This window comes from Actinoplanes sp. NPDC048967, from assembly GCF_040649415.1.
GTDB lineage: Bacteria > Actinomycetota > Actinomycetes > Mycobacteriales > Micromonosporaceae > Actinoplanes.
Genome location: NZ_JBEZFL010000001.1, coordinates 1,137,663 through 1,158,420 on the forward strand (window position 1 = coordinate 1,137,663; position 20,758 = coordinate 1,158,420).

At 72.4% G+C, this 20,758-nt stretch carries 19 protein-coding genes; 14 read left to right on the top strand and 5 right to left on the bottom strand.

The genetic code is table 11. From position 1 onward, the window contains the following. The first annotated feature begins 44 nt into the window (after window positions 1–44). Together AB0C12_RS05275 and gabT are read left to right on the top strand one after the other, a co-directional pair. Window positions 45–1,484, top strand: a complete 1,440-nt coding sequence (locus AB0C12_RS05275; protein ID WP_360544359.1) for a gamma-aminobutyraldehyde dehydrogenase — start codon at window positions 45–47, stop codon at window positions 1,482–1,484. 4 nt (window positions 1,485–1,488) lie between these two features. Then, window positions 1,489–2,778, top strand: a complete 1,290-nt coding sequence (gene gabT, locus AB0C12_RS05280; RefSeq protein WP_360544361.1) for a 4-aminobutyrate--2-oxoglutarate transaminase — start codon at window positions 1,489–1,491, stop codon at window positions 2,776–2,778. Here the strand turns inward: gabT and AB0C12_RS05285 are convergent. After that, window positions 2,752–3,951, bottom strand: a complete 1,200-nt coding sequence (locus AB0C12_RS05285) for a saccharopine dehydrogenase C-terminal domain-containing protein (RefSeq protein WP_360544363.1) — start codon at window positions 3,949–3,951, stop codon at window positions 2,752–2,754. The two genes, gabT and AB0C12_RS05285, sit on opposite strands and share 27 nt — an antisense overlap. A 277-nt stretch (window positions 3,952–4,228) precedes the next feature. Here AB0C12_RS05285 and AB0C12_RS05290 point away from each other — a divergent pair, with 277 nt between their 5' ends. The 9 genes from AB0C12_RS05290 to AB0C12_RS05330 all read left to right on the top strand — a co-directional run bounded on the left by AB0C12_RS05290 (window position 4,229) and on the right by AB0C12_RS05330 (window position 12,189). Further along, window positions 4,229–4,684 carry an Lrp/AsnC family transcriptional regulator gene (locus AB0C12_RS05290; protein WP_360544365.1) on the top strand — a complete coding sequence of 152 codons (456 nt, stop codon included), beginning with the start codon at window positions 4,229–4,231 and terminating at the stop codon, window positions 4,682–4,684. After that, window positions 4,681–6,051 (top strand): aspartate aminotransferase family protein, encoded by a 1,371-nt coding sequence (locus AB0C12_RS05295; RefSeq protein WP_360544367.1) that lies wholly within the window; start codon window positions 4,681–4,683, stop codon window positions 6,049–6,051. Before AB0C12_RS05290 ends, AB0C12_RS05295 begins: the two co-directional genes overlap by 4 nt. After that, the gene (locus AB0C12_RS05300) at window positions 6,036–7,346 is read left to right on the top strand and encodes an FAD-dependent oxidoreductase (protein WP_360544369.1); all 1,311 of its coding nucleotides are present in this window, start codon (window positions 6,036–6,038) and stop codon (window positions 7,344–7,346) included. The genes AB0C12_RS05295 and AB0C12_RS05300 overlap by 16 nt, the downstream gene beginning before the upstream one ends. A gap of 68 nt (window positions 7,347–7,414) precedes the next feature. Continuing rightward, window positions 7,415–7,651: a hypothetical protein gene (locus AB0C12_RS05305; protein WP_360544371.1), complete on the top strand. Its 237-nt coding sequence runs from the start codon at window positions 7,415–7,417 to the stop codon at window positions 7,649–7,651. Between the two features lie 81 nt (window positions 7,652–7,732). After that, a complete protein-coding gene (locus AB0C12_RS05310; RefSeq protein ID WP_360544373.1) occupies window positions 7,733–8,608 on the top strand; it encodes an LPXTG cell wall anchor domain-containing protein in 876 nt (291 codons plus the stop codon). A 61-nt stretch (window positions 8,609–8,669) separates the two neighbouring features. Continuing rightward, window positions 8,670–9,506 carry a hypothetical protein gene (locus AB0C12_RS05315; protein WP_360544375.1) on the top strand — a complete coding sequence of 279 codons (837 nt, stop codon included), beginning with the start codon at window positions 8,670–8,672 and terminating at the stop codon, window positions 9,504–9,506. After that, window positions 9,503–9,895, top strand: coding sequence for a GntR family transcriptional regulator (locus tag AB0C12_RS05320; RefSeq protein ID WP_360544377.1), 393 nt, complete (start codon window positions 9,503–9,505; stop codon window positions 9,893–9,895). Before AB0C12_RS05315 ends, AB0C12_RS05320 begins: the two co-directional genes overlap by 4 nt. A 104-nt stretch (window positions 9,896–9,999) precedes the next feature. After that, window positions 10,000–11,337: a BNR repeat-containing protein gene (locus AB0C12_RS05325; protein ID WP_360544379.1), complete on the top strand. Its 1,338-nt coding sequence runs from the start codon at window positions 10,000–10,002 to the stop codon at window positions 11,335–11,337. A gap of 27 nt (window positions 11,338–11,364) precedes the next feature. Next, entirely contained in the window at window positions 11,365–12,189 is an 825-nt protein-coding gene (locus AB0C12_RS05330) for an SAM-dependent methyltransferase (protein WP_360544381.1), read from the top strand. On the opposite strand, the gene AB0C12_RS05335 is transcribed toward AB0C12_RS05330, so the two are convergent. After that, on the bottom strand, window positions 12,179–13,021 hold the full coding sequence (locus tag AB0C12_RS05335; protein ID WP_360544383.1) for an SGNH/GDSL hydrolase family protein: 843 nt from the start codon (window positions 13,019–13,021) through the stop codon (window positions 12,179–12,181). The two genes, AB0C12_RS05330 and AB0C12_RS05335, sit on opposite strands and share 11 nt — an antisense overlap. A 109-nt stretch (window positions 13,022–13,130) precedes the next feature. On the opposite strand from AB0C12_RS05335, the gene AB0C12_RS05340 reads away from it, so the two are divergent. Beyond that, entirely contained in the window at window positions 13,131–14,378 is a 1,248-nt protein-coding gene (locus tag AB0C12_RS05340; protein WP_360544385.1) for a threonine synthase, read from the top strand. Here AB0C12_RS05340 and AB0C12_RS05345 read toward each other — a convergent pair. Then, a complete protein-coding gene (locus tag AB0C12_RS05345) occupies window positions 14,344–16,503 on the bottom strand; it encodes a protein kinase (RefSeq protein WP_360544387.1) in 2,160 nt (719 codons plus the stop codon). The genes AB0C12_RS05340 and AB0C12_RS05345 overlap by 35 nt on opposite strands. A 141-nt stretch (window positions 16,504–16,644) precedes the next feature. Between AB0C12_RS05345 and AB0C12_RS05350 the strand changes: the two genes are divergently transcribed. Both AB0C12_RS05350 and AB0C12_RS05355 read left to right on the top strand, forming a co-directional pair. Continuing rightward, a complete protein-coding gene (locus tag AB0C12_RS05350; RefSeq protein ID WP_360544389.1) occupies window positions 16,645–17,976 on the top strand; it encodes a glycoside hydrolase family 43 protein in 1,332 nt (443 codons plus the stop codon). Window positions 17,977–18,013: 37 nt separating this feature from the next. Beyond that, window positions 18,014–18,958, top strand: a complete 945-nt coding sequence (locus AB0C12_RS05355; RefSeq protein WP_360544391.1) for an aminoglycoside phosphotransferase family protein — start codon at window positions 18,014–18,016, stop codon at window positions 18,956–18,958. A gap of 13 nt (window positions 18,959–18,971) precedes the next feature. Here the strand turns inward: AB0C12_RS05355 and AB0C12_RS05360 are convergent, their stop codons facing one another. Then, complete coding sequence (locus AB0C12_RS05360) at window positions 18,972–19,406, bottom strand: hypothetical protein (RefSeq protein WP_360544393.1); 435 nt, start codon at window positions 19,404–19,406, stop codon at window positions 18,972–18,974. 78 nt (window positions 19,407–19,484) lie between these two features. After that, window positions 19,485–20,744: an alpha/beta fold hydrolase gene (locus tag AB0C12_RS05365; RefSeq protein ID WP_360544395.1), complete on the bottom strand. Its 1,260-nt coding sequence runs from the start codon at window positions 20,742–20,744 to the stop codon at window positions 19,485–19,487. Window positions 20,745–20,758: the final 14 nt, after the last annotated feature.

Consider the following 20,758-nt stretch of genomic DNA (forward strand, 5'->3'; position numbering starts at 1 on the left):
GAAAAGATGTCTCCGCGAGGCGTGATATCTCTGCGGGAGGCCCGATGAGCACCACCAAGCGCGTGCTGACCAACTTCATCGACGGGGCGGCGGCCGAACCGGCCGACGGCCGGTACGAGGACCTGATCGACCCGTCCACGGGTGAGGTCTTCGCGGCCGCGCCGGTGTCGGGGCAGGCCGACGTCGACCGGGCGATGACCGCGGCGGCGACCGCGTTCGAGAAGTGGCGCGACACCACGCCGAGCGACCGGCAGCGGGCCCTGCTGCGGTTCGCCGACGCGGTGGAGGCCCGGGCCGACGAGCTCGTGGCCGCCGAGTCGCAGAACACCGGCAAGCCGCTCGGGCTGACCGCCAGTGAGGAGCTGCCGCCGGCCGTCGACCAGATCCGCTTCTTCGCCGGCGCGGCCCGGCTGCTGGAGGGCCGCTCCGCGGGTGAGTATCTGACCGGTTACGAGAGCTACGTGCGGCGCGAGCCGGTGGGCGTCTGTGCCCAGGTGACGCCGTGGAACTACCCGCTGATGATGGCGGTGTGGAAGCTGGCCCCGGCGATCGCGGCCGGCAACACGGTGGTGCTCAAGCCCTCGGACACCACGCCGGTCACCACGGTCATGCTGGCCGAGATCGCCGCGGAGTTCCTGCCGCCGGGCGTCCTCAACGTCGTGGTCGGCGACCGGGACACGGGGCGGGCGCTGGTCGCGCATCCGACGCCGCGGATGGTGTCGATCACCGGTTCGGTGCGGGCCGGCATGGAGGTGGCCTCCGCCGCCGCGGCCGACCTCAAGCGCACCCACCTGGAGCTGGGCGGCAAGGCACCGGTGGTGATCTTCGACGACGCCGACCTCGAGGCGGCCGCGGCGGCGATCGCCGAGGCCGGCTACTTCAACGCCGGGCAGGACTGCACGGCCGCGACCCGGGTGCTGGCCGCGCCCGGCGTCTACACCGACTTCGTGGCGGCGCTGGCCGAGCAGGCCCGCGGCACCCGCACCGGCGCGCCGGACGACGAGGACGTGCTCTACGGCCCGCTGAACAACGCCCGCCAGCTGGACCGGGTCGGCGGCTTCATCGACCGGCTGCCCGACCACGCCGGCCTGGAGGCCGGCGGCTCCCGGGTCGGCGAGCGCGGCTACTTCTACTCCCCCACCGTCGTCTCCGGACTGCGGCAGACCGACGAGATCATCCAGGACGAGGTGTTCGGGCCGGTCATCACCGTGCAGCGCTTCACCGACGAGGACGAGGCCGTGGCCTGGGCCAACGGCGTCGAGTACGGCCTGGCCTCGTCGGTCTGGACCCGCGACCACGGCCGGGCGATGCGGATGACCCGGCGGCTGGACTTCGGCTGCGTCTGGGTCAACTGCCACATCCCGCTGGTCGCGGAGATGCCGCACGGCGGCTTCAAGCACTCCGGGCACGGCAAGGACCTCTCCGTGTACGGCCTGGAGGACTACACCAGGATCAAGCACGTCATGCACAGTCTCGAGGGCTGACCAGATGACGCAGTCTTCGGAGGAGCTGCACAAGCGCCGCCACGCCGCCGTCGCGCGGGGCGTCACCTCCATGGTGTCGTCCTACGTGGACCACGCGTCCGGCGGCAGCGTGCACGACGTCGACGGCCGGGAGTGGATCGACTTCGGCTCCGGCATCGCGGTGACCAGCGTCGGCAACGCGGCGCCCCGGGTCGTCGCCGCCGTCCGCGGGCAGGTCGAGCGGTTCACCCACACCTGCTTCATGGTCACGCCGTACGAGTCGTACGTGGCCGTGTGCGAGCAGCTGGCCGCGCTGACCCCGGGGCGGTTCGACAAGCGGGCGGCGCTGTTCAACTCCGGTGCCGAGGCGGTGGAGAACGCGGTCAAGGTGGCCCGGCACGCGACCGGGCGGCCGGCGGTGGTGGTGTTCGACCACGCGTACCACGGGCGGACCAACCTGACCATGGCGCTGACCGCGAAGTCGATGCCGTACAAGCACCGGTTCGGGCCGTTCGCGCCGGAGGTCTACCGGGCCCCGATGTCGTACCCGCTGCGCGACGGCGGGCTGTCCGGGCCGGACGCGGCCGCCCGGGCCATCGACGTGATCGAGAAGCAGGTCGGGGCGGCCAACGTGGCCGCGGTGCTGATCGAGCCGATCCAGGGTGAGGGCGGCTTCGTGGTGCCGGCGCCGGGCTTCCTGCCGGCCCTGGCCGCCTGGTCCCGGGAGGCCGGGGCGGTGTTCATCGCCGACGAGGTGCAGACCGGCTTCTGCCGCACCGGTTCCTGGTTCGCCTGCGCCGACGAGGGCGTCGAGCCGGATCTGGTCACCACGGCCAAGGGCATGGCCGGTGGGCTGCCGCTGGCCGGGGTGGTCGGGCGGGCCGAGCTGATGGACGCGGTGCACCCGGGCGGCCTGGGCGGCACGTACGGCGGCAACCCGATCGCGTGCGCCGCCGCCCTGGCCGCCGTCGAGACCATGCAGGAGCTCGATCTCAACGCCGCCGCCAAGCGGATCGAGGCGCAGTTCATGCTGCGGCTGACCGCCCTGGCGATGAGCGACCCCGGCATCGCCGAGGTCCGCGGCCGGGGCGCGATGCTGGCGATCGAGCTGGTCAAGCCGGGCACGCTGGAGCCGGACCCGCTGCGCACCGCGGCCGTGGCCCGGGCCTGTCACGGTGCCGGGCTGCTGGTGCTGACCTGCGGCACCTACGCCAACGTGCTGCGCTTCCTGCCGCCGCTGGTCATCTCGGAGGAGCAGATCACGCGGGGCCTGGACATCCTGGCCGAGTCACTGCTCGCGCAGCTGCCAGGGTGAGCCGTAGGCGGTGAGCAGGTCGAGGAAGGGGACGGCGTCGAAGGCCTCGGGGCCCAGGACGCCGGCCCCTCGCCAGGCCCCGGTGGCGAGCAGCTCGAGGGCGACGACCGGGTTGACGGCGGTCTGCCAGACGACGGCCTGCGAGCCGTACTCCCGCATGGACCAGGCGTTGTCGACGACGTGGTAGAGGTACACCGAGCGGGGCCGGCCGTCCGGGCCCGTGCCGGTGACCAGGGTGCCGGCGCAGGTGCTGCCGGTCATCTTGTCGCCGAGGCCGGCCGGGTCGGGCAGGCAGGCGGCCACCACGTCGCGCGGTGACACCGAGACGCCGCCGACGCGCACCGGTGCCGTCCGGTCCAGACCCAGCTTGTGCAGGGTCTTCAGCACGTCGATGAACTCCTTGCCCAGCCCGTACTTGAAGGTCACCCGCTTGGCGTCGACCCAGCGCGGGATGAGCAGCACCTCCTCGTGCTCGACGTGCACGCACTCCACCTCGCCGATGCCGCCGGGGAAGTCGAAGATCTCCGGCTCGCTCAGCGGCTCGGTGGTGAACCAGCCGCGGCCGGCCTCCCAGATCACCGGCGGGTTGAGGCATTCCTCGATGGTGGTCCACACCGAGAACGAGGGGGCGAAGTCGTAGCCGGCCACGACCAGGTTGCCGCCGTCGCGGATGCCGATCTCGTCGATGCGGGAGAAGAGGTGGTCGGCCGCGTACCGGGCGAAGACGTCGGAGAGGCCGGGCTCCACCCCCATCCCGACCAGCGCCAGCCGCCCGGCGTCCAGCCAGCGCCCGGCCGCGGCGAACTGCTCGTCGCCGAGCTTGACGCCGGTGCGGCGGAACGGCTCGTCGGGGTGCGGATGCGACAGGGACATCGCCATGTCGAGGTAGTCGGCGCCGGCCTGGTACGCGCCGTCGAAGATCGGCATGACGAACCGCGGGTCGACCGCGTTCAGCACGTGGGTGATGGCGTGTTCGCGGCAGAGCGCGGCTACCGCGGCGGCGGACGACGCGTCGACCTGGGCGGCGGTGAAGCCCGGGTGCCCGGCGACCGCCGTACGCGCCCGTTCGAGGTCGTAGTCGGCGACCACGAAGGCTTCGTAGAAGTCGCGGCGGGCGGCGATGCCGACAGCCGCCGCGCCGACCCCGCCGGCGCCGACGAGTAGTACGCGCATGGCATGCCTCTCCACAAAAGGTGCGCTCGTCACATGAAAACGTGTGGCGATCACGGTATCGCGACGGAAACACTTGTCAATGGGCCGAATTTCTGCGATAAACGCAGCAGCAGGGTTCACCCCCCACCCTGAAGGAAGCCACCTCATGACAGTCTCCGCACCGCCTCGGCGCCCGCTCCACAGAGCACGGTCAGCCCCGCCACGGATTCGCGGGAGTGTCCGGAATGCGCCGACGGATTCCGTTGCCATCCGCCGTCCTGCACGCCAGAATCGCTGCGTGACGGACCTGGCGCTGGACGACGTGAACAAGCAGATCATCGACCACCTGCAGCGGGACGGACGGATGTCCTACGCCGCGCTGGCGAAGATCATCGGGTTGTCCGAGGCGGCCGTGCGCCAGCGGGTGCAGCGCCTGCTGGACGGCGGGATGATGCAGATCGTCGCGGTCACCGACCCGCTGATGCTGGGCTTCGCCCGCCAGGCCATGGTCGGGGTCAAGTGCGTCGGCGACATGCGCGCCATCGCCGAGCAGCTGGCCGCCATCCCCGAGGTCGACTACGTGGTGATCTGCGCCGGCGGCTACGACCTGCTGGTGGAGCTCGTCTGCACCGACGACGAGCACCTGCTGACGCTGCTCAACGAGGCCATCCGCGCGGTGCCCGGCGTCACCGGCACCGAGACGTTCATGTACCTGAAGCTGGCCAAACAGACCTACGCATGGGGGACACGATGACCGAAGACCTGTCCGGGTCCGCCCGCGACCACCTGTGGATGCACTTCACCCGGATGTCGTCGTACACCGGGGCGCAGGCCGGCGAGGTGCCGGTCATCGTGCGCGGCTCCGGGCCGTACATCTGGGACCAGAACGGCCGCCGCTACCTGGACGGGCTCTCCGGGCTGTTCGTCGTGCAGGCCGGGCACGGCCGCGGTGAGCTGGCCGACGCCGCCGCGAAGCAGGCGTCCGAGCTGGCCTACTTCCCGCTCTGGTCCTACGCCCACCCGACCGCGGTGGAGCTGGCCGAGCGCCTGGCCACGCTGACCCCCGGGGACCTCAACCGGGTCTTCTTCACCACCGGCGGCTCCGAGGCGGTGGAGAGCGCGTGGAAGCTGGCCCGCAGCTACTTCAAGCTGACCGGCAAGCCGATGAAGACCAAGGCGATCTCGCGGTCCATCGCCTACCACGGCACCACCATGGGTGCCCTGTCGCTGACCGGGCTGCCGCTGATCAAGCAGGAGTTCGAGCCGCTCGTGCCGGGCGCGCTCAAGGTCCCCAACACCAACTACTACCGGCGCCCCGACGAGTCGATGAGCGAGGAGCAGTTCGGCATCTGGGCCGCCGACCGGATCGCCGAGGCCATCGAGTTCGAGGGCCCGGACACGGTGGCCTGCGTCTTCCTGGAGCCGGTGCAGAACGCCGGCGGCTGCTTCCCGCCGCCGCCCGGCTACTTCCAGCGGGTCCGCGAGATCTGCGACCGCTACGACGTGCTGCTCGTCTCCGACGAGGTGATCTGCGCGTTCGGCCGGCTCGGTGAGTACTTCGGCTCGACCCGGTACGGCTACACGCCGGACATCATCACCTGCGCCAAGGGCCTGACCTCCGGGTACGTGCCGCTGGGGGCGATGATCGCGGCCGAGCGCCTGGTCGCGCCGTTCCTGGAGGGCGCCAACTCGTTCTCGCACGGGGTCACCTTCGGCGGGCACCCGGTCGCGTCCGCGGTCGCGCTGGCCAACCTCGACATCTTCGAGCGCGAGGACCTCAACGGCCACGTCCGGGCCAACTCGGCGCTGTTCCGGTCCTATCTGGAGCGGCTCACCGACCTGCCGATCGTCGGCGACGTCCGCGGCGACGGCTACTTCTTCGGCATCGAGCTGGTCAAGGACAAGGCGACCAAGGAGACGTTCGACGCCGAGGAGTCGGAGCGGCTGCTGCGCGGCTTCCTGTCCCGGGCGCTGTTCGAGGCCGGGCTGTACTGCCGGGCCGACGACCGCGGCGACCCGGTCATCCAGCTCGCTCCCCCGCTGATCTGCGAGGAGGAGCACTTCGCCGAGATCGAGCACGCCCTGCGCGGGGTGCTGACCGAGGCGTGGGCCCGGCTCTGAGCACTTCTTATTGGCTGGCCGCCCTCGGGGAACCGGAGGCGGTCCGGCCCCCGTTGCCCGGCGACCGGGACGTCGACGTGGCCATCGTCGGCGCCGGATACACCGGGCTGTGGACGGCGTACTACCTGGCCCGGGCCGACCCGACGCTGCGGATCGCGGTCGTCGAGGCGCAGTACGCGGGCTTCGGCGCCTCCGGCCGCAACGGTGGCTGGTGTTCCGGGCTGTTCCCCGTCGGCGTGGGCGCGCTGGCCCGGCGGCACGGCCGGGAGCAGGCGGTGGCCATGCACCGGGCGCTGGCCGGGACGGTGGACGAGGTGGGCCGCGCGGCCGCGGCCGAGGGCATCGACTGCTCGTACGCCAAGGGCGGCACGATCGCGCTGGCCCGGTCCGCGGTCCAGGTGCGCCGGGCCGAGGCGGAGGCAGCCGAGGCCCAGGAGTACGGCCTGGACGTGACGCTGCTGGACGCCGCCGCCGCGCGGGAGAAGTGCGGAGCCGCCGGGGTGCTCGGCGGCACGTTCAGCCCCGACTGCGCGTCGCTGCAGCCGGCGGCCCTGGTCCGCGGGCTGGCGGCCGCCGTCGAACGCCGGGGCGTCGCGATCCACGAGGGCACCCGGGCGCTGCGGCTGTCGCGCGGCGCGGTCGTCACCGACCACGGCACGGTACGCGCGGACGTGGTGGTCCGGGCCCTGGAGGGCTACACGGCCGCCCTGGCGGGACACCGACGCACCCTCGCCCCGGTGTACTCCCTGATGATCGCCACCGAGCCGCTGCCGCCCGAGGTGTGGGAGCGGATCGGACTGGCCCGGCGGGAGACATTCACCGACCACCGGCACCTGATCGTCTACGGCCAGCGGACCGCCGACGACCGGCTGGCGTTCGGCGGGCGGGGTGCGCCGTACCACTTCGGCTCGCGGGTGCGCCCGGCGTACGACCGCGAGCCCGGTGTCTTCGCGGCGCTGCGCAAGGCCCTGACCGACCTGTTCGGCATCGACCCGCCGATCGCGTACCGGTGGGGCGGACCGCTGGGCATCCCCCGCGACTGGATGCCCTCGGTCGGCCTCGCCGACGGCCTGGCCTGGGCCGGCGGCTACGTCGGCGACGGCGTCGCGGCGGCCAACCTGGCCGGCCGCACCCTGGCCGATCTGATCACCGGTACGGACTCCGAGCGCACCCGGCTGCCGTGGACCGGCCACCGCTCCCGCGCCTGGGAGCCGGAACCGCTGCGCTGGCTCGGCATCAACGCCGCCCTGCGCGGGACGGCCCTGCGCGACGCGTGGGAAATCGCCCGCCGATAGTGGTGCAGATCCGCGCGACCCTGCCGATGGGGTGGCCCGACAGTCAGCGACGACGACAGGGGTTCACCATGGCAGTCGAGGCCATCGGCTCGACGGGCTCCAGCACGCCCAGCGCCCGTACCGAGTTCCAGCGCATCCAGCAGAAGCTGGCCGACGACCTGGCGGCGAAGGCGGCCGAGAAGGTCGCCGCCAAGGACAAGGCGGTCCTCACCCGGACCGAGGAGGACTCCCTCAAGGAGCGCCAGACGACCAGCAAGACGCTGGACATCGGCCAGCTCGGCAGCGCCCTGGACCTGGTCATCTGAGGATTCCGCCGGTAGCGACACGCACGGGACAAAAAGCGCCAATCGGCCACAATGGCCTGCTGCGGTCGTAGCATCGCCGCCATGGCCACCCGCCCGCTCGTGCGCCTCACCCTCGCGACGCTCGCGGTGACCCCGGTGGTGCTCACCGCGGCGCCGGGCGCGGCGGTCGCGGCACCACCGGACCCGGCGGCGCTGGAGGCGGTCACCGAACTGGTCGACGGCCAGATGTGGCAGAAGGTGACCTACCCGGTGCGCCGCGGCGAGGAGGTCATCGCGCCGCTCGGCGTGATCAGTGTGCAGGCCGCACCCGTCCGCGGTCTGGTCGCCGAGGTGCGGGCGTACGGCGACCTGGAGTTCACCCGGCACTACCGCAACTGCTGGTACACGACCGGGACCGACGCGGAGATCGCGTGGTGCCAGTTCGACGACGCGGTCGTACCCGGGCACGGCGGGCTGACCCTCGAGGCCCCGATGGTCTCGGTGCGGCCGGACGCCGCGCCCGGGCGCATCCACGGCCTGCCGTTCCGCTGGCAGAGCTTGAGCTGGGCGGCCTCCCGTGGCGGCCTGCGCAAGGTGGTCGACTACTTCAAGGTTCCGGGCGCCGCGGTGACCCGGGGCACCGACGGCGTGGCCGGGCTGCGGGCGCGGGCGCTGCCGATGGCCGACATCCGGGCCAACGGCAACTTCGCCCCGCTGGAGCTGGTCGACGGCCCGTCGGCCTCGCCCAGTGTCACCACTTCGCCCTCCCCGGCCGTCACCGCTCACCCCTCCCCGGCCGCCCCTGTTGCCGGAGCCGGCGAGGACCCTGGCGCGATGCCCGACGCGGAGCCCGGCAGCGCGGGCCTTCCGGTGACCGGCAGCGCGGGCCTGCCGGTGACCGGCGGCATCGGGGTGGCGCTGCTGCTCAGCGGCGTCGTGGCCCTGCTGATCGCCCGCCGGCGGCGACACTTGTATTGACACAAGTTCGGCCGACTGGCACGCTCCCCTTGTATCAAGCGCCTGACACAAAGGGGGACGGGTGCACCTCATCGCCTCGGTGGTCCTGGTGTTGCTGCTGCTCGGCATCGCCGCCCTCGCTCTGGTCCGGGTCCACTGGCCACTCACCGTGCCCGCCCCGGCCGCCCGCCGCCCCGACCCGGCCGCGAAGTGGCGAGTGGCCGGCATCCTCGCGGGCGCCGTGGCCGCCGCCCTCGCCGTCGCCGCGCAGACCCCCGAGCTGGGCCGCGGGATCCTGCTGGCCGCACCCGTCTTCAGCATCGGCGTCTTCGCCGGGGCGCTGACCGGCGAGGCGACCCGCGGCCGGCCGGCGGGCGGGGTCCGCCGGGCCGGGCTCCGCGTACGCCGCACGCTCGACTACGTTCCCCGCCTCCTCGGCGCGGGCGTAGCGGTGGCCACCGTGGCACTGTTCGCCGTGGCCACCCTCACGACCGTGACCGCCTCCGCGGATTCCGGCGGCCGGCAGCTGACCTGCCCGGGAAATGTGCGGGAGCCGTGGCCGGGATCGCACTACACCGTTCCGGCACTGTCGGCCGTGGTGGCCGGACTCGTGCTGGCCGCGTTCACGCTGCACCGGGTGGTCCGCCGCCCGCAGGCCGCCGAGCTCGCCGCCACCGACGACGCGTTGCGGCGGCGTTCCGCCGAGGTCGTCACCGCCGCGACCGGCGTTCTGGTGCTCGTTCCGCTGACCGGCATCGCCCTGACCGCGGCTCTGGCCCTGCGGACCAGGTCGGAGTGTTCCGCCCACTGGTGGGACCTCGCCGGGCCGGGCCTGTCCACGCTGGGCCTGGTCGCGTTCGCGGCGGCGGCCTGGTGCGGGGCCTGTGTGCTGCTGCCGGCCAAGCGGGCCCGGGCATGAGCGAGCCGCCCGTCCTGAGTGTCACGACGACGGATCCCACCCCGCCGTACGAGCAGGTGCGCCGGCAGCTCGCCGCACTGATCGGCAGCGGTGCGCTGCGCCGGGGTGAGCGCCTGCCGCCGCTGCGGCAGCTCGCCGGTGACCTCGGCCTGGCCGTCGGCACGGTCGCCCGGGCGTACCGGGAGCTCGAGGCCGCCGGCCTGGTCGTCTCCCGCCGCGGCGGCGGCACCCGGGTGGCCGACGACCCGGCCCGCCCGGCCGATCCGGCGGACGACGGGTCCGTGCTGCGGCGGGCCGCCGAGGACTACGTCTGGCGGGCGCGGGCGGCCGGCGCCGACCGCGGCTCCATCGTGGACGCGCTGCACCGGGCCCTCGACGCCACCCCCTGACCGGAGACATCGACGCCCTTGACTATCCGCGCGACCGGGGCCTACCGTCGGCGAAACCTTCCCGGGCACCAGCGAAGTCTTCGAGGGCGTCGATGAAACGATTCATGACCGCCGTGATCCTGGTCCTCGCCACCGCACTCGCGGGCTCCCCCGCCCTGGCGGCGGCGCCCACGGTCACGCAGAGCTCGGTCACCGTGCTCACCACCACCGGCCGCACCGCGCTGACCTACACCGGCTACATGAACGGCGAGTCGTTCCAGCAGGACGGCATCACCACCGTCGGGGGCTGGCAGTACACGGCGTTCTGGGACCAGAGCGGTCATGTGAACCTCTCCCGGCGGCAGTTGCCCGGCGGCGGGTGGCAGAACCTGCGGCTCACCGACTACGCGACGACCTCCACCGACTCGCACAACACCATCAGCATCGGCATCTCGCGTCAGGACGGCACCATCCACCTGGCCTTCGACATGCACTCCTCGGTGCTGCGCTACCGCCGGTCGATCGCCGGGCTGGCCACCTCCCCCGGCGCGGCGGCCTGGTCCACGAGCAGCTTCGGCCCGGTGGTGACCAGCCTGACCGGGGCCGGCATGCCGACGATGACGTACCCGCAGTTCCTCACCACCCCGGCCGGCAAGGTGCAGCTCGCCCTGCGCACCGGCACCAGCGGCGCCGGGGACGAGGTCCTCTACGAGTACGCGGGTGGCACGTGGAGCTCCGTCGGGCGGTTCATCGACGGCACCACGGCCAACAACAACGCGTACCTGTTCGGGCTGGAGTACGACAGCACCGGCCTGCTGCACGCCACGTGGACGGTGCGGGAGACGTCGAACGCCAGCACCAACCATGACCTGTTCTACGCGTACAGCAAGGACGACGGCCGTACCTGGCGCAACAACGCCGGGACCGTCATCGCCACCACCGGCAGCGCGCCGCTGATCTCCGACGCGGCCGGGCTGCGGGTCTGGGCCATCGGCCAGAACCGCGGCCTGATCAACCAGGAGTCGCAGGTGGTCGACAAGGCCGGGATCGTGCACGTGCTGGCCTCGCACCTGCCCGCCTCGGCCCCGGGCAACAGCGACTTCACCGCGGCCCGGGAGAACGCGGTGCTGGTGCACTACTGGCGGGACAAGGCGTCGAAGGTCTGGCACCAGACGTACACGCCGTTCCTGGAGCGCTCCAGCCGCGGTGACATCGCGGTCGACGCGGCGGACAACCTCTACGTCGCCAGCGGCGACTCCAGCACCCGCAAGCTGCACATCGAGACGGCCTCGAAGGCCTCCGGCTGGACCGACTGGACGCTGCGCCACACCTCCGGCGCGATCTACTTCTCCGACCCGCTGGTCGACCACGAGCGGCTGCGCACGCTCGGCGTGCTGAGCATCTTCGCGCCACGCTACGGCGGCAGCCAGATCGACATCCAGGACTGGACGGTACGCCCCTGAGCCCATCGAACCTTTACGATCCTCTCCATGGAGCAGACCCAGCCGCCCGTCGACCTGCAGACCGACCGCCCGCACCCGGCCCGGGTCTACGACTACCTGCTCGGCGGCAAGGACAACTTCGCGGCCGACCGCGCCGCCGCCGAGCAGGGCATCAAGGCCAATCCGGCCAGCCGCACGCCACCGCGGGAGAACCGTGCCTTCCTGCGCCGGGCGGTCCGCTTCCTGGCCGCGGAGCGCGGCATCGACCAGTTCCTCGACATCGGTACGGGCATCCCGAGCGCCCCCAACGTGCACCACGTGGCCCAGCAGGTGAACCCGGCCGCCCGGATCGTCTACGTCGACAACGACCCGATCGTGCTGGCCCACGCCCGCGCCCTGCTGACCAGCACCCCCGAGGGCCGCACCGAGTATCTCGACGCCGACCTGCGCGACGTGGACTCCATCCTGAACGCCCCGCAGCTGCGCGACACCCTGGACCTCAACCGCCCGGTGGGCCTGCTGCTGATCGCAATACTGCACTTCATCGGCGACGAGAACGACCCGGACGACATCGTCGCGCGCCTGCTGGCGGCCCTGCCCCCGGGCAGCCACCTGGTGCTGTCCCACCTGACCGGTGACTTCGCGCCGGAGGCGTGGGAGCGGGTGGCGGCGATCTACCGGCGTACCGGGGTGACCATGCAGGTGCGCCCGAAGGAGCGGATCGCCCGCTTCTTCACCGGGCTGGAGCTGGTCGAGCCGGGCATCGAACTGGTCAACCGCTGGCGCCCGGACGGCCCGAACCCCGATGGTGAGCCCACCGACGCCGAGGTCTCGGTCTACGGCGGGGTCGCCCGCAAGCCCGTCACCAGTTGAAGCGGCCCGGATAGGTCACGTCGGCGAGCTTGTTCTGACCCTCGACGTCGGGGTGGAAGTAGTCGATCTCGTTGACCAGGTCGAGGGAGAAGCGGACCCGGTGCGCGTCACCGCCGTCCCAGCGGCACTTGCGGCCGTACTTCTCGCAGGCCGCCGCCAGCTCCCGGTTGTACGCGTCCACCCGGTCCTCGACCTCGTGGCGGCGCTCGTCGTCGGCCTTGGCGGTCGAGGTGGGCCGGGCCAGCAGTGACTGGCACACGCCGCGGTTCCAGGCCCGCACGGCACGCTCGTTCTCGTGGCCCAGCTGCCACAGCCGGTAGATGTCCGGGATGCTCACCACGAGCACCCGCGCCTTCGGCAGTCCCTTCTTGAGCCGGGCCAGTGCGGTGTCGACCTGCTTACGAAAGGTCCTGGTCGTGGTCATGTCGGCGACCCGGCCGGTGCAGGCGTCGTTGGCGCCGATGAGGACGGTCACGTACTGCACCTTGTCGTCGACCGCGCGGCCGGCCTGGCCGGCGAGGTCACGCGCCCGGGCCCCCGGCACGGCGTAGTTCTCGGCATTGCCCCTGATCGCGCCGTTGTCCTCGCGGATCCGCCGGTAGTGACTCTCCACCGCGGCACTGCCACCGGTCGTCCACGAGTTGCGGCTGCACGCCACCAGGGTGAAGCAGGTGCCGTAGCCCGCGGTGATGGAGTCGCCCAGTGCCCCCATGGACGCCGGCAGGCCCTTGGCGGTGCCGGTGGGCTCCGGGGCGGCGGTTCCGGCTCCCTCGCAGGCCAGCGCGACGGCGGCGAGGGCGACGAGCACGATCAGGTGCCAGCGGCGGAGCACAAGCAATCCCCCATCACTGAATGCAACGACTTCATCACCGTAAGGCATCTTCGCCGCGGCCGTCACCCCGGTCACCCCCGGCCGCGCGGGACACCGCAAGCTGACCACCATGACCTACTCCGCACTCAGCCACCTGGAGTGTTCCCGGACCGGCGCCCGCTACGACGCGGACGTGGTGCAGGGAGTCAGCGACGCCGGCGTACCGCTGCTGGCCCGCTACGACATCGAGCAGGCGGGCCGGACCCTGACCCGCGAGTCGCTCGCCGCGCGCCCGGCGACCCTGTGGCGCTACCACGAGATGCTGCCGGTCCGGGACCCCGGCCGGCTCGTGACCCTCGGCGAGGGCATGACGCCGCTGCTGCCGCTGCCGCGCTACGGTGCCCGGATCGGCGTACCGGGGCTGCTCATGAAGGATGAGGGCCTGGTGCCGACCGGATCCTTCAAGGCCCGCGGGGCCGCGGTGGGTGTCTCCCGGGCGGCCGAACTGGGCGTCACCGGGGTGGCCATGCCGACCAACGGCAATGCGGGAGCGGCGTGGGCCGCCTACGCCGCCCGGGCCGGAATGACGTGCCTGATCGCGATGCCGGTCGACGCGCCCGCGATCACCCGGACGGAATGCGTGGCCACCGGCGCCGAGCTGTACCTGGTCGACGGGCTGATCGGTGACGCCGGCCGGCTCGTCAACGCGGCGGTCCGCGAGCGCACCGGCTACCAGGAGGTGTCGACGCTCAAGGAGCCGTACCGGCTCGAGGGCAAGAAGACCATGGGCTACGAGATCGTCGAGCAGCTCGGCTGGCGGGTCCCGGACGTCATCCTGTACCCGACCGGCGGCGGCGTCGGGATCATCGGCATCCACAAGGCCCTGCGGGAGATGCAGGAACTCGGCTGGATCGGCGCGGACCTGCCCCGGCTGGTCGCGGTGCAGGCCGAGGGGTGCGCACCCATCGTGGAGGCGTTCGAGGAGGGTGCCGACGTGAGCCGGCCGTACCCGGACGCGAGGACCATCGCCTTCGGCATCACCGTGCCCAAGGCACTCGGCGACTTCCTGGTCCTGGAGGCGGTCCGCGCGACCGACGGTACGGCGGTGGCCGTCAGCGACGAGGCGCTGCTGGCCGAACAGCTGCTCGCCGCCCGCGACGAGGGCACCTTCATCTGCCCGGAAGGGGCGGCCTGCCTGGCCGCCGCCCGCCAGCTGCGCGAGAGCGGCTTCATCGGCGCGGCCGACCGCGTGGTCGTGCTCAACACGGGTACGGGCCTGATCTACCCGGAAACCATCACGGTCGACGTGCCGACCCTGCCGGTGGACGGAGTGATCCCTCGTTTCAATCCGCGGACGGAATTCCACCCGAACAGGTGACAGTCAGCCGCACAAGGTCGTTGCCGTGCTTGAAGACCGCGTAGGCGCTCGACCCCGGCCCCTCGTCGACATCGTTCACCTTGTACGGCTTGGTCGGTGACCAGGACAGCAGCTTGACTGTGGAGGCACTCGGGCAGGTCGCCCGGACCGAACCACCGTTCGAGCTGAACGTGCGCTCCACAGCCTCCGGCGGCTCGGTCGTCGGCGCGGCCGTGGTGGGCGCGGGCTCCTCGGGGCCGGCCCCGGGTTCCGTGGTCGTCGGGGCCGGGCCGCCGTCGACCGGAGGCGGGAAGCCGTCGCCTTCCGGTGGGCCACCCGGCTCACCGACGGCGGCCGGTCCGGTGCGGCCGGTCCGGCCGGGGGTCGGGGCACCAGCCGGGGCACTCGGTTTGCCGGCGATCGAGGGTGTGCGGGCCGAGGGGGCGAGCGAGGCGACCTCGGCGTCGCTGAACATCGGGGCGGCGGCCGACCGGTCGGTGCCGGTGCCGTCCGGGTTGATCAGCCACCAGAGCAGGCCGACGGTGCCGAGCAGGGCGACCGCGACGATGAGGGGCAGGATCCGTCGGCGGCGGCGCGCTGCGGCCCGCGGGTCGGTGGGTGGGGCCGCGGTGTGGGGCGGGGCGGTGGTGTGCTCGCCCGCGGGGCGAACGGTGGGGCCCGCGGCAGCCGACCCGGCCGCGAAAACCGGATCGGACGGCCCGGAGGTCGCGGCACCCGGCCCGGCAGTCGCGGCCGGGCCCGGCCGGCCGGAACCGGCGTCGGCCCGCTGCCCGCCGAAGCTGGTGGCATCCGGCCCGCTCGAACCGCCGGCACGGTCCGGTCCGTCGAAACCGGTCCCCGCCGATCCGCGCGCACCAGCACCGGAAACCGGCCCGCCGTAGCCCGCCGCCGGGTCAGATCCTCCGATACCGGCTGCGGCCGGACCGCCCGAGCCGCCTCCGGCAGCGGGTCCGCCGAAGCCGCCCGCGGGACCCGACCCGCCGGCATCCGTCCCGGCAGGCCGGCCGAAGCCGGCCGCCGCTTCTGGCCAACCGAAGCCTGTGGCACCGGGCCCGCTGACATCGGCGGGGTCATGCGACCCGCCAGGACCGGCCGCGCCGCCCGGCCCGCCGGAATCCGGAGCAGCCGGCCGCGGCGGGTGGAACATCTCCGGAGGAACCCGGGACGGATCACCGAGGGCCGCGACCGCAACCCCCGACCCGGCTCCGACCGCTCCGGAGGACCGCGGCCGGATCAGCACCGAAGGCTCGTTGTCGAACGACGGCCCCTGCGCCCCGGCCGGCGTCGCGTCCTCCACCACGCGCAGCCCCGCGCCCTGGGCCAGCAGCGCCGCCGCCTCCCGGGCACTCGGCCGCTCCGTGGTGTCCTTGCTCAGGCACCGGTTGCACAGCGCCGTGATGTAGTCCGGCACGCCCGGGCGGACCGGTAGCGGCTCCGGGTCGATGTAGACGTGGGCGTTGAGCATCTGGGTGGTGGTGTCGGCGCTCCACGGCGAGTGCCCGGAGAGCATCCGGTAGAGCAGGACGCCGAGGGCGTACACGTCCGAGGCCGGTTCGACGCCGTCGCCGGTCAGGCGTTCCGGGGCCAGGTAGGCCGGGGTGCCGAGCACCTCGAATTCCTCGTCGCCGGTGCCGGCCGGGTTGATCGCCGCCGCGATGCCGAAGTCGACGACCTTGGCGCCGGTCTCGGTCAGCATCACGTTGGCCGGTTTGATGTCGCGGTGCACGAGACCGTCGGCGTGGGCCGCGGCCAGCGCCGCGGACACCTCGGCGGCGACCCGCATCGCGAAGCGCGGGGACATCGGCCCGGCGTCCATCCGGTCCTGCAACGTGCCGCCGCGGACGAGCTCCATCACGACGTACGGCACGGAGGCCCCGTTCTCGCGGGCCTCGCCGTAGTCGTACACCTGGGCGATGTTGGGGTGCGACAGCGCCGCCGCCGCGCGGGCCTCGGCCCGGATCCGGTCGCGCGCGTCCGGCTCGCCGGCGTGCTTGCCGGCCAGCAGCTTCACCGCGACGGGCCGGCCGAGCACCTCGTCGCGGGCACGCCAGACCACCGCCATGCCGCCGACACCGATCTCGTCGAGCAGCGCGTAGCGGCCGCCGAGCAATTGAGCCCCCTCCATCCGGGGCAGTCTGCCCGGATCCGCTTCGCCGCGCATCCCCGGGGTCCCCCACATCTTGACGTGGATCGATGTATTGCGCTGAGATGAACGACGTCACCGGTTGTTAACGGTCACATCATCCCAGCCCCGGGAGGACCCGCCATGCCCATCTCCAGACGTCTGCTGACGGCGGCGGTGACCGGTCTGCTGGCCGGCGCGACGCTGACGGCGGTCACCGCGCAACCCGCGGCCGCCGCCGGGCCCACGCCGCACTACCTGATGACAGCGTTCACCAACTCCAGCGAGTCGAACATGTATGTCTACGACTCGTCCAACGCCACGAACTTCGACCTGATCAGGGCGAACGCGTACACGCCACCGTCCGGGCTGATCCGCGACCCGAGCATCATGCGGCACACCGACGGGTACTACTACATCGTCTACACGACCGGCTGGACCGGGAACACGATCGGCTTCGCCCGCAGCACCGACCACGTGACCTGGACGTTCCTGCGCAACGTGACGGTCGGACTGAACGGCGCGACCGGCAGCACCTGGGCCCCGGAGTGGTTCAAGGACACCGACGGCAGCGTCAACGTCATCTTCTCCGCGTCGAGCACCGGGACGGCGGGGCAGTTCCAGCCGTACAAGATCACCGCGACGAACGGTGACCTGTCCGCGTGGAGCGCGCGCACCGCGATCGGCATTCCGGCCAACCATATCGACACCTTCGTGGTGAAGTCCGGCAGCACCTACCACGCGTTCGCGAAGAACGAGACGACCAAATACATCGAGCACGCCACGGCCGGCGCACTGACCGGACCCTGGACCTTCACCGGTACGGGCAACTGGGCGGGCTGGGGCTCCGGACTCGAAGGCCCGGCCCTGGTGCAGCTGCCGAACGGATCGTGGCGGCTCTACTTCGACCAGTACGGCGCCGGGCGCTATTACTACGCCGACAGCAGCAACCTGAACACCTGGTCGGCCAAGACCGAACTGCCCGGCCTCTCCGGCACCGTGCGGCACTTCACCGTGCTGCGCGAGAACGTCGGCGACAGCACCGCGGTCCCGACCGGCAACCGGTCCCTGCGCTCGGTCAACTTCCCCGACCGGTACGTGCGCCACCGCAACAGCCTCGGCTACCTGGAACCGGTGAGCACCGCCACCGACCGCCTGGACGCGACGTTCACGATCGGCGCCGGCCTGGCCAACGGCAACTGCTACACCTTCCAGTCGGTGAACCCGGCCGGCCGCTACCTGCGCCACGCCAACAACCGCCTGGTCCTGGCGGCGAACGACGGCAGCGCGACGTTCCGCAACGACGCCACGTTCTGCGGACGGGCCGGGCTGTCGGGCAGCGGGACCTCGTTCGAGTCGTACAACTATCCCGGCTTCTACCTGCGGCACTACAACTACGAACTCCGCATCGACCGTGACGGCAGCGCCGCCCTGAAATCGGACGCCTCCTTCACAGTGACCGCGCCGCTGGGCTAGCTGTCACCGCGGGCCCCTGGCACCTAGGCTCGCGCTCATGACCGGCGGCGACTGGAGGGACGGCGGGTTCAGGCAGCGCCGGCCCTCCGCGGAAACTCTCGCCTGGGTCGCGGCATCGATGGGCCGGGACAGTCGCATCGTCGGCTGTCGCCGATTGACCGGTGGCGTCTGCTCCGCCGTGCATCGGCTGACGGTCGAGCGCCGGGGAATGCGGACGTTCGTCGTGCTGCGGCAGTACCCGGGCGGGCTCGGCCTGCAGGCAGGCCTGGAGAAGGAGATCGCCAACCTCGGTGTGGTGGCCAGAAGCGGGCTTCCGGTTCCGGGCGTCCTGGCCGCTGATGCTGCCGGCGCTTCGACGGGAGGCGCGCCATCGTTGCTGATGACCCGGTTGCCGGGCCATGTCGACCTCAATCCGGCGGAACCCCGGTCGTGGATGACGAGGATCGCGGAGATCGCCGTCCTGCTGCATTCTCTCGATCTCCCGGCGAAGACGTTCAGACCGTGGACGGATTCCTGGATCGCTCCTCCGGGCGAGCTTCAGGTGCCGGTCGACGCACAGAGGCCAGCTGTGTGGAAGGCGGCGTTCGGCGTCATGGCCACGCCGCCGCCGAAGGACACCGCTGTCTTTCTGCACTGCGATCTTCTGCCGGTCAACATGCTGTGGTCGCGCGGGAGGATCACCGGACTGACCGACTGGAACTCCATCCATCGGGGGCCGCGCGCGATCGACATCGGGCACTGCCGGCGATACCTGGCGGCGCTCTACTCGCCCGAGTGGTCGGAGCAGCTCCGGTCGCTCTATGAGTCGATCGCCGGGGTGCCCCTCGATCCGTGGTGGGACCTGTACGCCCTGCTGCACTACGACGACAGCGGGCCGAAATGGATCCGTGATCAGGTCGCCGGGCACCGTTCCGTCGATCGGCCCGGCATGACTTCCCGGGTCGAGGCCGCCGTCGAGGCCGCGCTACGGCGCCTCGGATAGCTGCGGATTCTGGTCAGGCCACAGTGAAGGCCGCGGTGAAGCCCGCGGCGGTGGCGGCCGGGTGGCACTCGGCGAGCCGGGCTCCGAGGACCTCGGGCTCGATCGGCAGGGTCGCCGCACCGGCGCCCGCGATGGGCCGGGGGCGGCGCGGCTGCACACGGCCCGAGCTGCCGCCGCGGCCCGGATAGACCATCAGGCCGTTGATCGGGTCGGGCACCGCGTCCAGCGCCGCGCGTACGCCCGGCAGCTCGCGGAACACCGGCCACTGCCCGTCACCACGGAACGCGATCTCGAACAGCACGCCCCACGAATGCCGGTGCCAGTGCCACTCGTACGCGCCGTGCGTCAGCGCCGCCTCGGTGAGGGCGTCGCCGTGCGCGTCCTGCCAGCGCGCCGCCGAGAGCGTCGCGCCGTCGAGGACCTCGACCGACCACCAGTGCAGTTCCATGGTGCGATCGACCGTACGCCTGCCGCGCCGGCCCGGGGATGTCCCGTGGCGAGCTCCGCAGATGGTGCGAACGCGGCGTCAGTGGCGGCCCGCGGCCATCCCCATCAGGTGGCCGAGGATGTGGTCGCCGGCGACGCGCAGACCGTTGTGCTCGTAACTGTTGGTGACCCAGACCCGGGTGTTGCCGACGGCGCGGGCGGTCTCCAGCTGGAGCTGCGCGTCGACGTACATGTCGTCGAAGTACACCGCCGCGTGCACCGGGACCTCGTTGGCGGCGAGCCGGTCGAGGTCGTACAGCGGCGGCCAGTCGTCGTAGCCGGCCAGCAGGTCGGCGGCCGCGGCGAACGGCCGGAGGGCGGCGATCTCCCGGAACATCCAGGGATACATCATCTCGCCGGTGAACAGCAGCGGGTCGGCGCCGGCGGCGAACTCCGGGTGCCGGGCCAGCGCCCGTTCCGCCGCCCAGCCGGTGGCCGAGCCGTCCGGGTTACAGGTGAACTCCTGCAACGCGAAGATCGGGATGTCGATGAAGCCGGTCGTGGCCATCACCGCGTACCGGAAGCCGTCGGCCAGCTGGTCGCCGTGCCAGGCCTCGTCGAGCAGCCAGTGCAGGTTCGCGTAGCCGTCGCTCATCCCGAACGAGTTGCCCAGGAACCGCAGGCGGCGGGCGGTGAGCCGGTCGCCGTCGGGCAGCCGGACCTCGTTGTCGTCGAGGTAATCGGCCAGCCGGCGCACGACCGCGGCATCCTCGGGGTACGCGCGGTAGTACTCGGCGTTGCGCGCGGCCACGCGCGGGTAGGTGCGCGCGTACCAGTCGTCGACGGTCGCCTTGACACCCGGCAGACCGCCCGTCACGTAGCAGGTGCGCAGCCCCTCGGGCGCCCGCGAGAGGTAGGCGAGGGTGATGAATCCGCCGTAGCTCTGCCCCAGGGTGTCCCACCGCGCGCCGCCGGCGATCCGGGCCCGGGCGATCTCCGCGTCGGCCACGATGCTGTCGGCCCGGAAGAGCCGCAGATGCGCCGCGAGCTGCTCCGGTGCCATGCCCGCCACGGTCCGGGCGGTCACGGGCGAGCTGCGCCCGGTCCCCCGCTGGTCGAGCAGCAGCACCCGGTGGGTGCGCAGGGCCCGGCCGAGCCAGCCGTCCGCGGCCGTCGGCCGCGGCGCCTTGCCGCCCGGACCACCCTGCAGGAAGAGCAGCCACGGCAGGTCGTCGCCGGCCCGCTCCGGGGCCACGACCTCCCGGGCGAAGAGCTCGATGGCCGGTCCGCCGGGGTCGGCGTGATCCAGCGGTACGGCGAGAACATGGTCGCGGAAGCTCAGCCCGGGGGTGGCGATCATGCGGCCACGGTATC

What these genes read in the sequence shown, in the direction of transcription:
- AB0C12_RS05285 (WP_360544363.1), bottom strand. Translation starts at nt 3,951, where the DNA reads ATGCGCGTACTACTCGTCGGCGCCGGCGGGGTCGGCGCGGCGGCTGTC.
- AB0C12_RS05295 (WP_360544367.1), top strand. Translation starts at nt 4,681, where the DNA reads ATGACCGAAGACCTGTCCGGGTCCGCCCGCGACCACCTGTGGATGCAC.
- AB0C12_RS05305 (WP_360544371.1), top strand. Translation starts at nt 7,415, where the DNA reads ATGGCAGTCGAGGCCATCGGCTCGACGGGCTCCAGCACGCCCAGCGCC.
- AB0C12_RS05345 (WP_360544387.1), bottom strand. Translation starts at nt 16,503, where the DNA reads ATGGAGGGGGCTCAATTGCTCGGCGGCCGCTACGCGCTGCTCGACGAG.
- AB0C12_RS05330 (WP_360544381.1), top strand. Translation starts at nt 11,365, where the DNA reads ATGGAGCAGACCCAGCCGCCCGTCGACCTGCAGACCGACCGCCCGCAC.
- AB0C12_RS05355 (WP_360544391.1), top strand. Translation starts at nt 18,014, where the DNA reads ATGACCGGCGGCGACTGGAGGGACGGCGGGTTCAGGCAGCGCCGGCCC.
- AB0C12_RS05275 (WP_360544359.1), top strand. Translation starts at nt 45, where the DNA reads ATGAGCACCACCAAGCGCGTGCTGACCAACTTCATCGACGGGGCGGCG.
- AB0C12_RS05325 (WP_360544379.1), top strand. Translation starts at nt 10,000, where the DNA reads ATGACCGCCGTGATCCTGGTCCTCGCCACCGCACTCGCGGGCTCCCCC.
- AB0C12_RS05320 (WP_360544377.1), top strand. Translation starts at nt 9,503, where the DNA reads ATGAGCGAGCCGCCCGTCCTGAGTGTCACGACGACGGATCCCACCCCG.
- AB0C12_RS05360 (WP_360544393.1), bottom strand. Translation starts at nt 19,406, where the DNA reads ATGGAACTGCACTGGTGGTCGGTCGAGGTCCTCGACGGCGCGACGCTC.
- AB0C12_RS05340 (WP_360544385.1), top strand. Translation starts at nt 13,131, where the DNA reads ATGACCTACTCCGCACTCAGCCACCTGGAGTGTTCCCGGACCGGCGCC.
- gabT (WP_360544361.1), top strand. Translation starts at nt 1,489, where the DNA reads ATGACGCAGTCTTCGGAGGAGCTGCACAAGCGCCGCCACGCCGCCGTC.
- AB0C12_RS05350 (WP_360544389.1), top strand. Translation starts at nt 16,645, where the DNA reads ATGCCCATCTCCAGACGTCTGCTGACGGCGGCGGTGACCGGTCTGCTG.
- AB0C12_RS05365 (WP_360544395.1), bottom strand. Translation starts at nt 20,744, where the DNA reads ATGATCGCCACCCCCGGGCTGAGCTTCCGCGACCATGTTCTCGCCGTA.
- AB0C12_RS05310 (WP_360544373.1), top strand. Translation starts at nt 7,733, where the DNA reads ATGGCCACCCGCCCGCTCGTGCGCCTCACCCTCGCGACGCTCGCGGTG.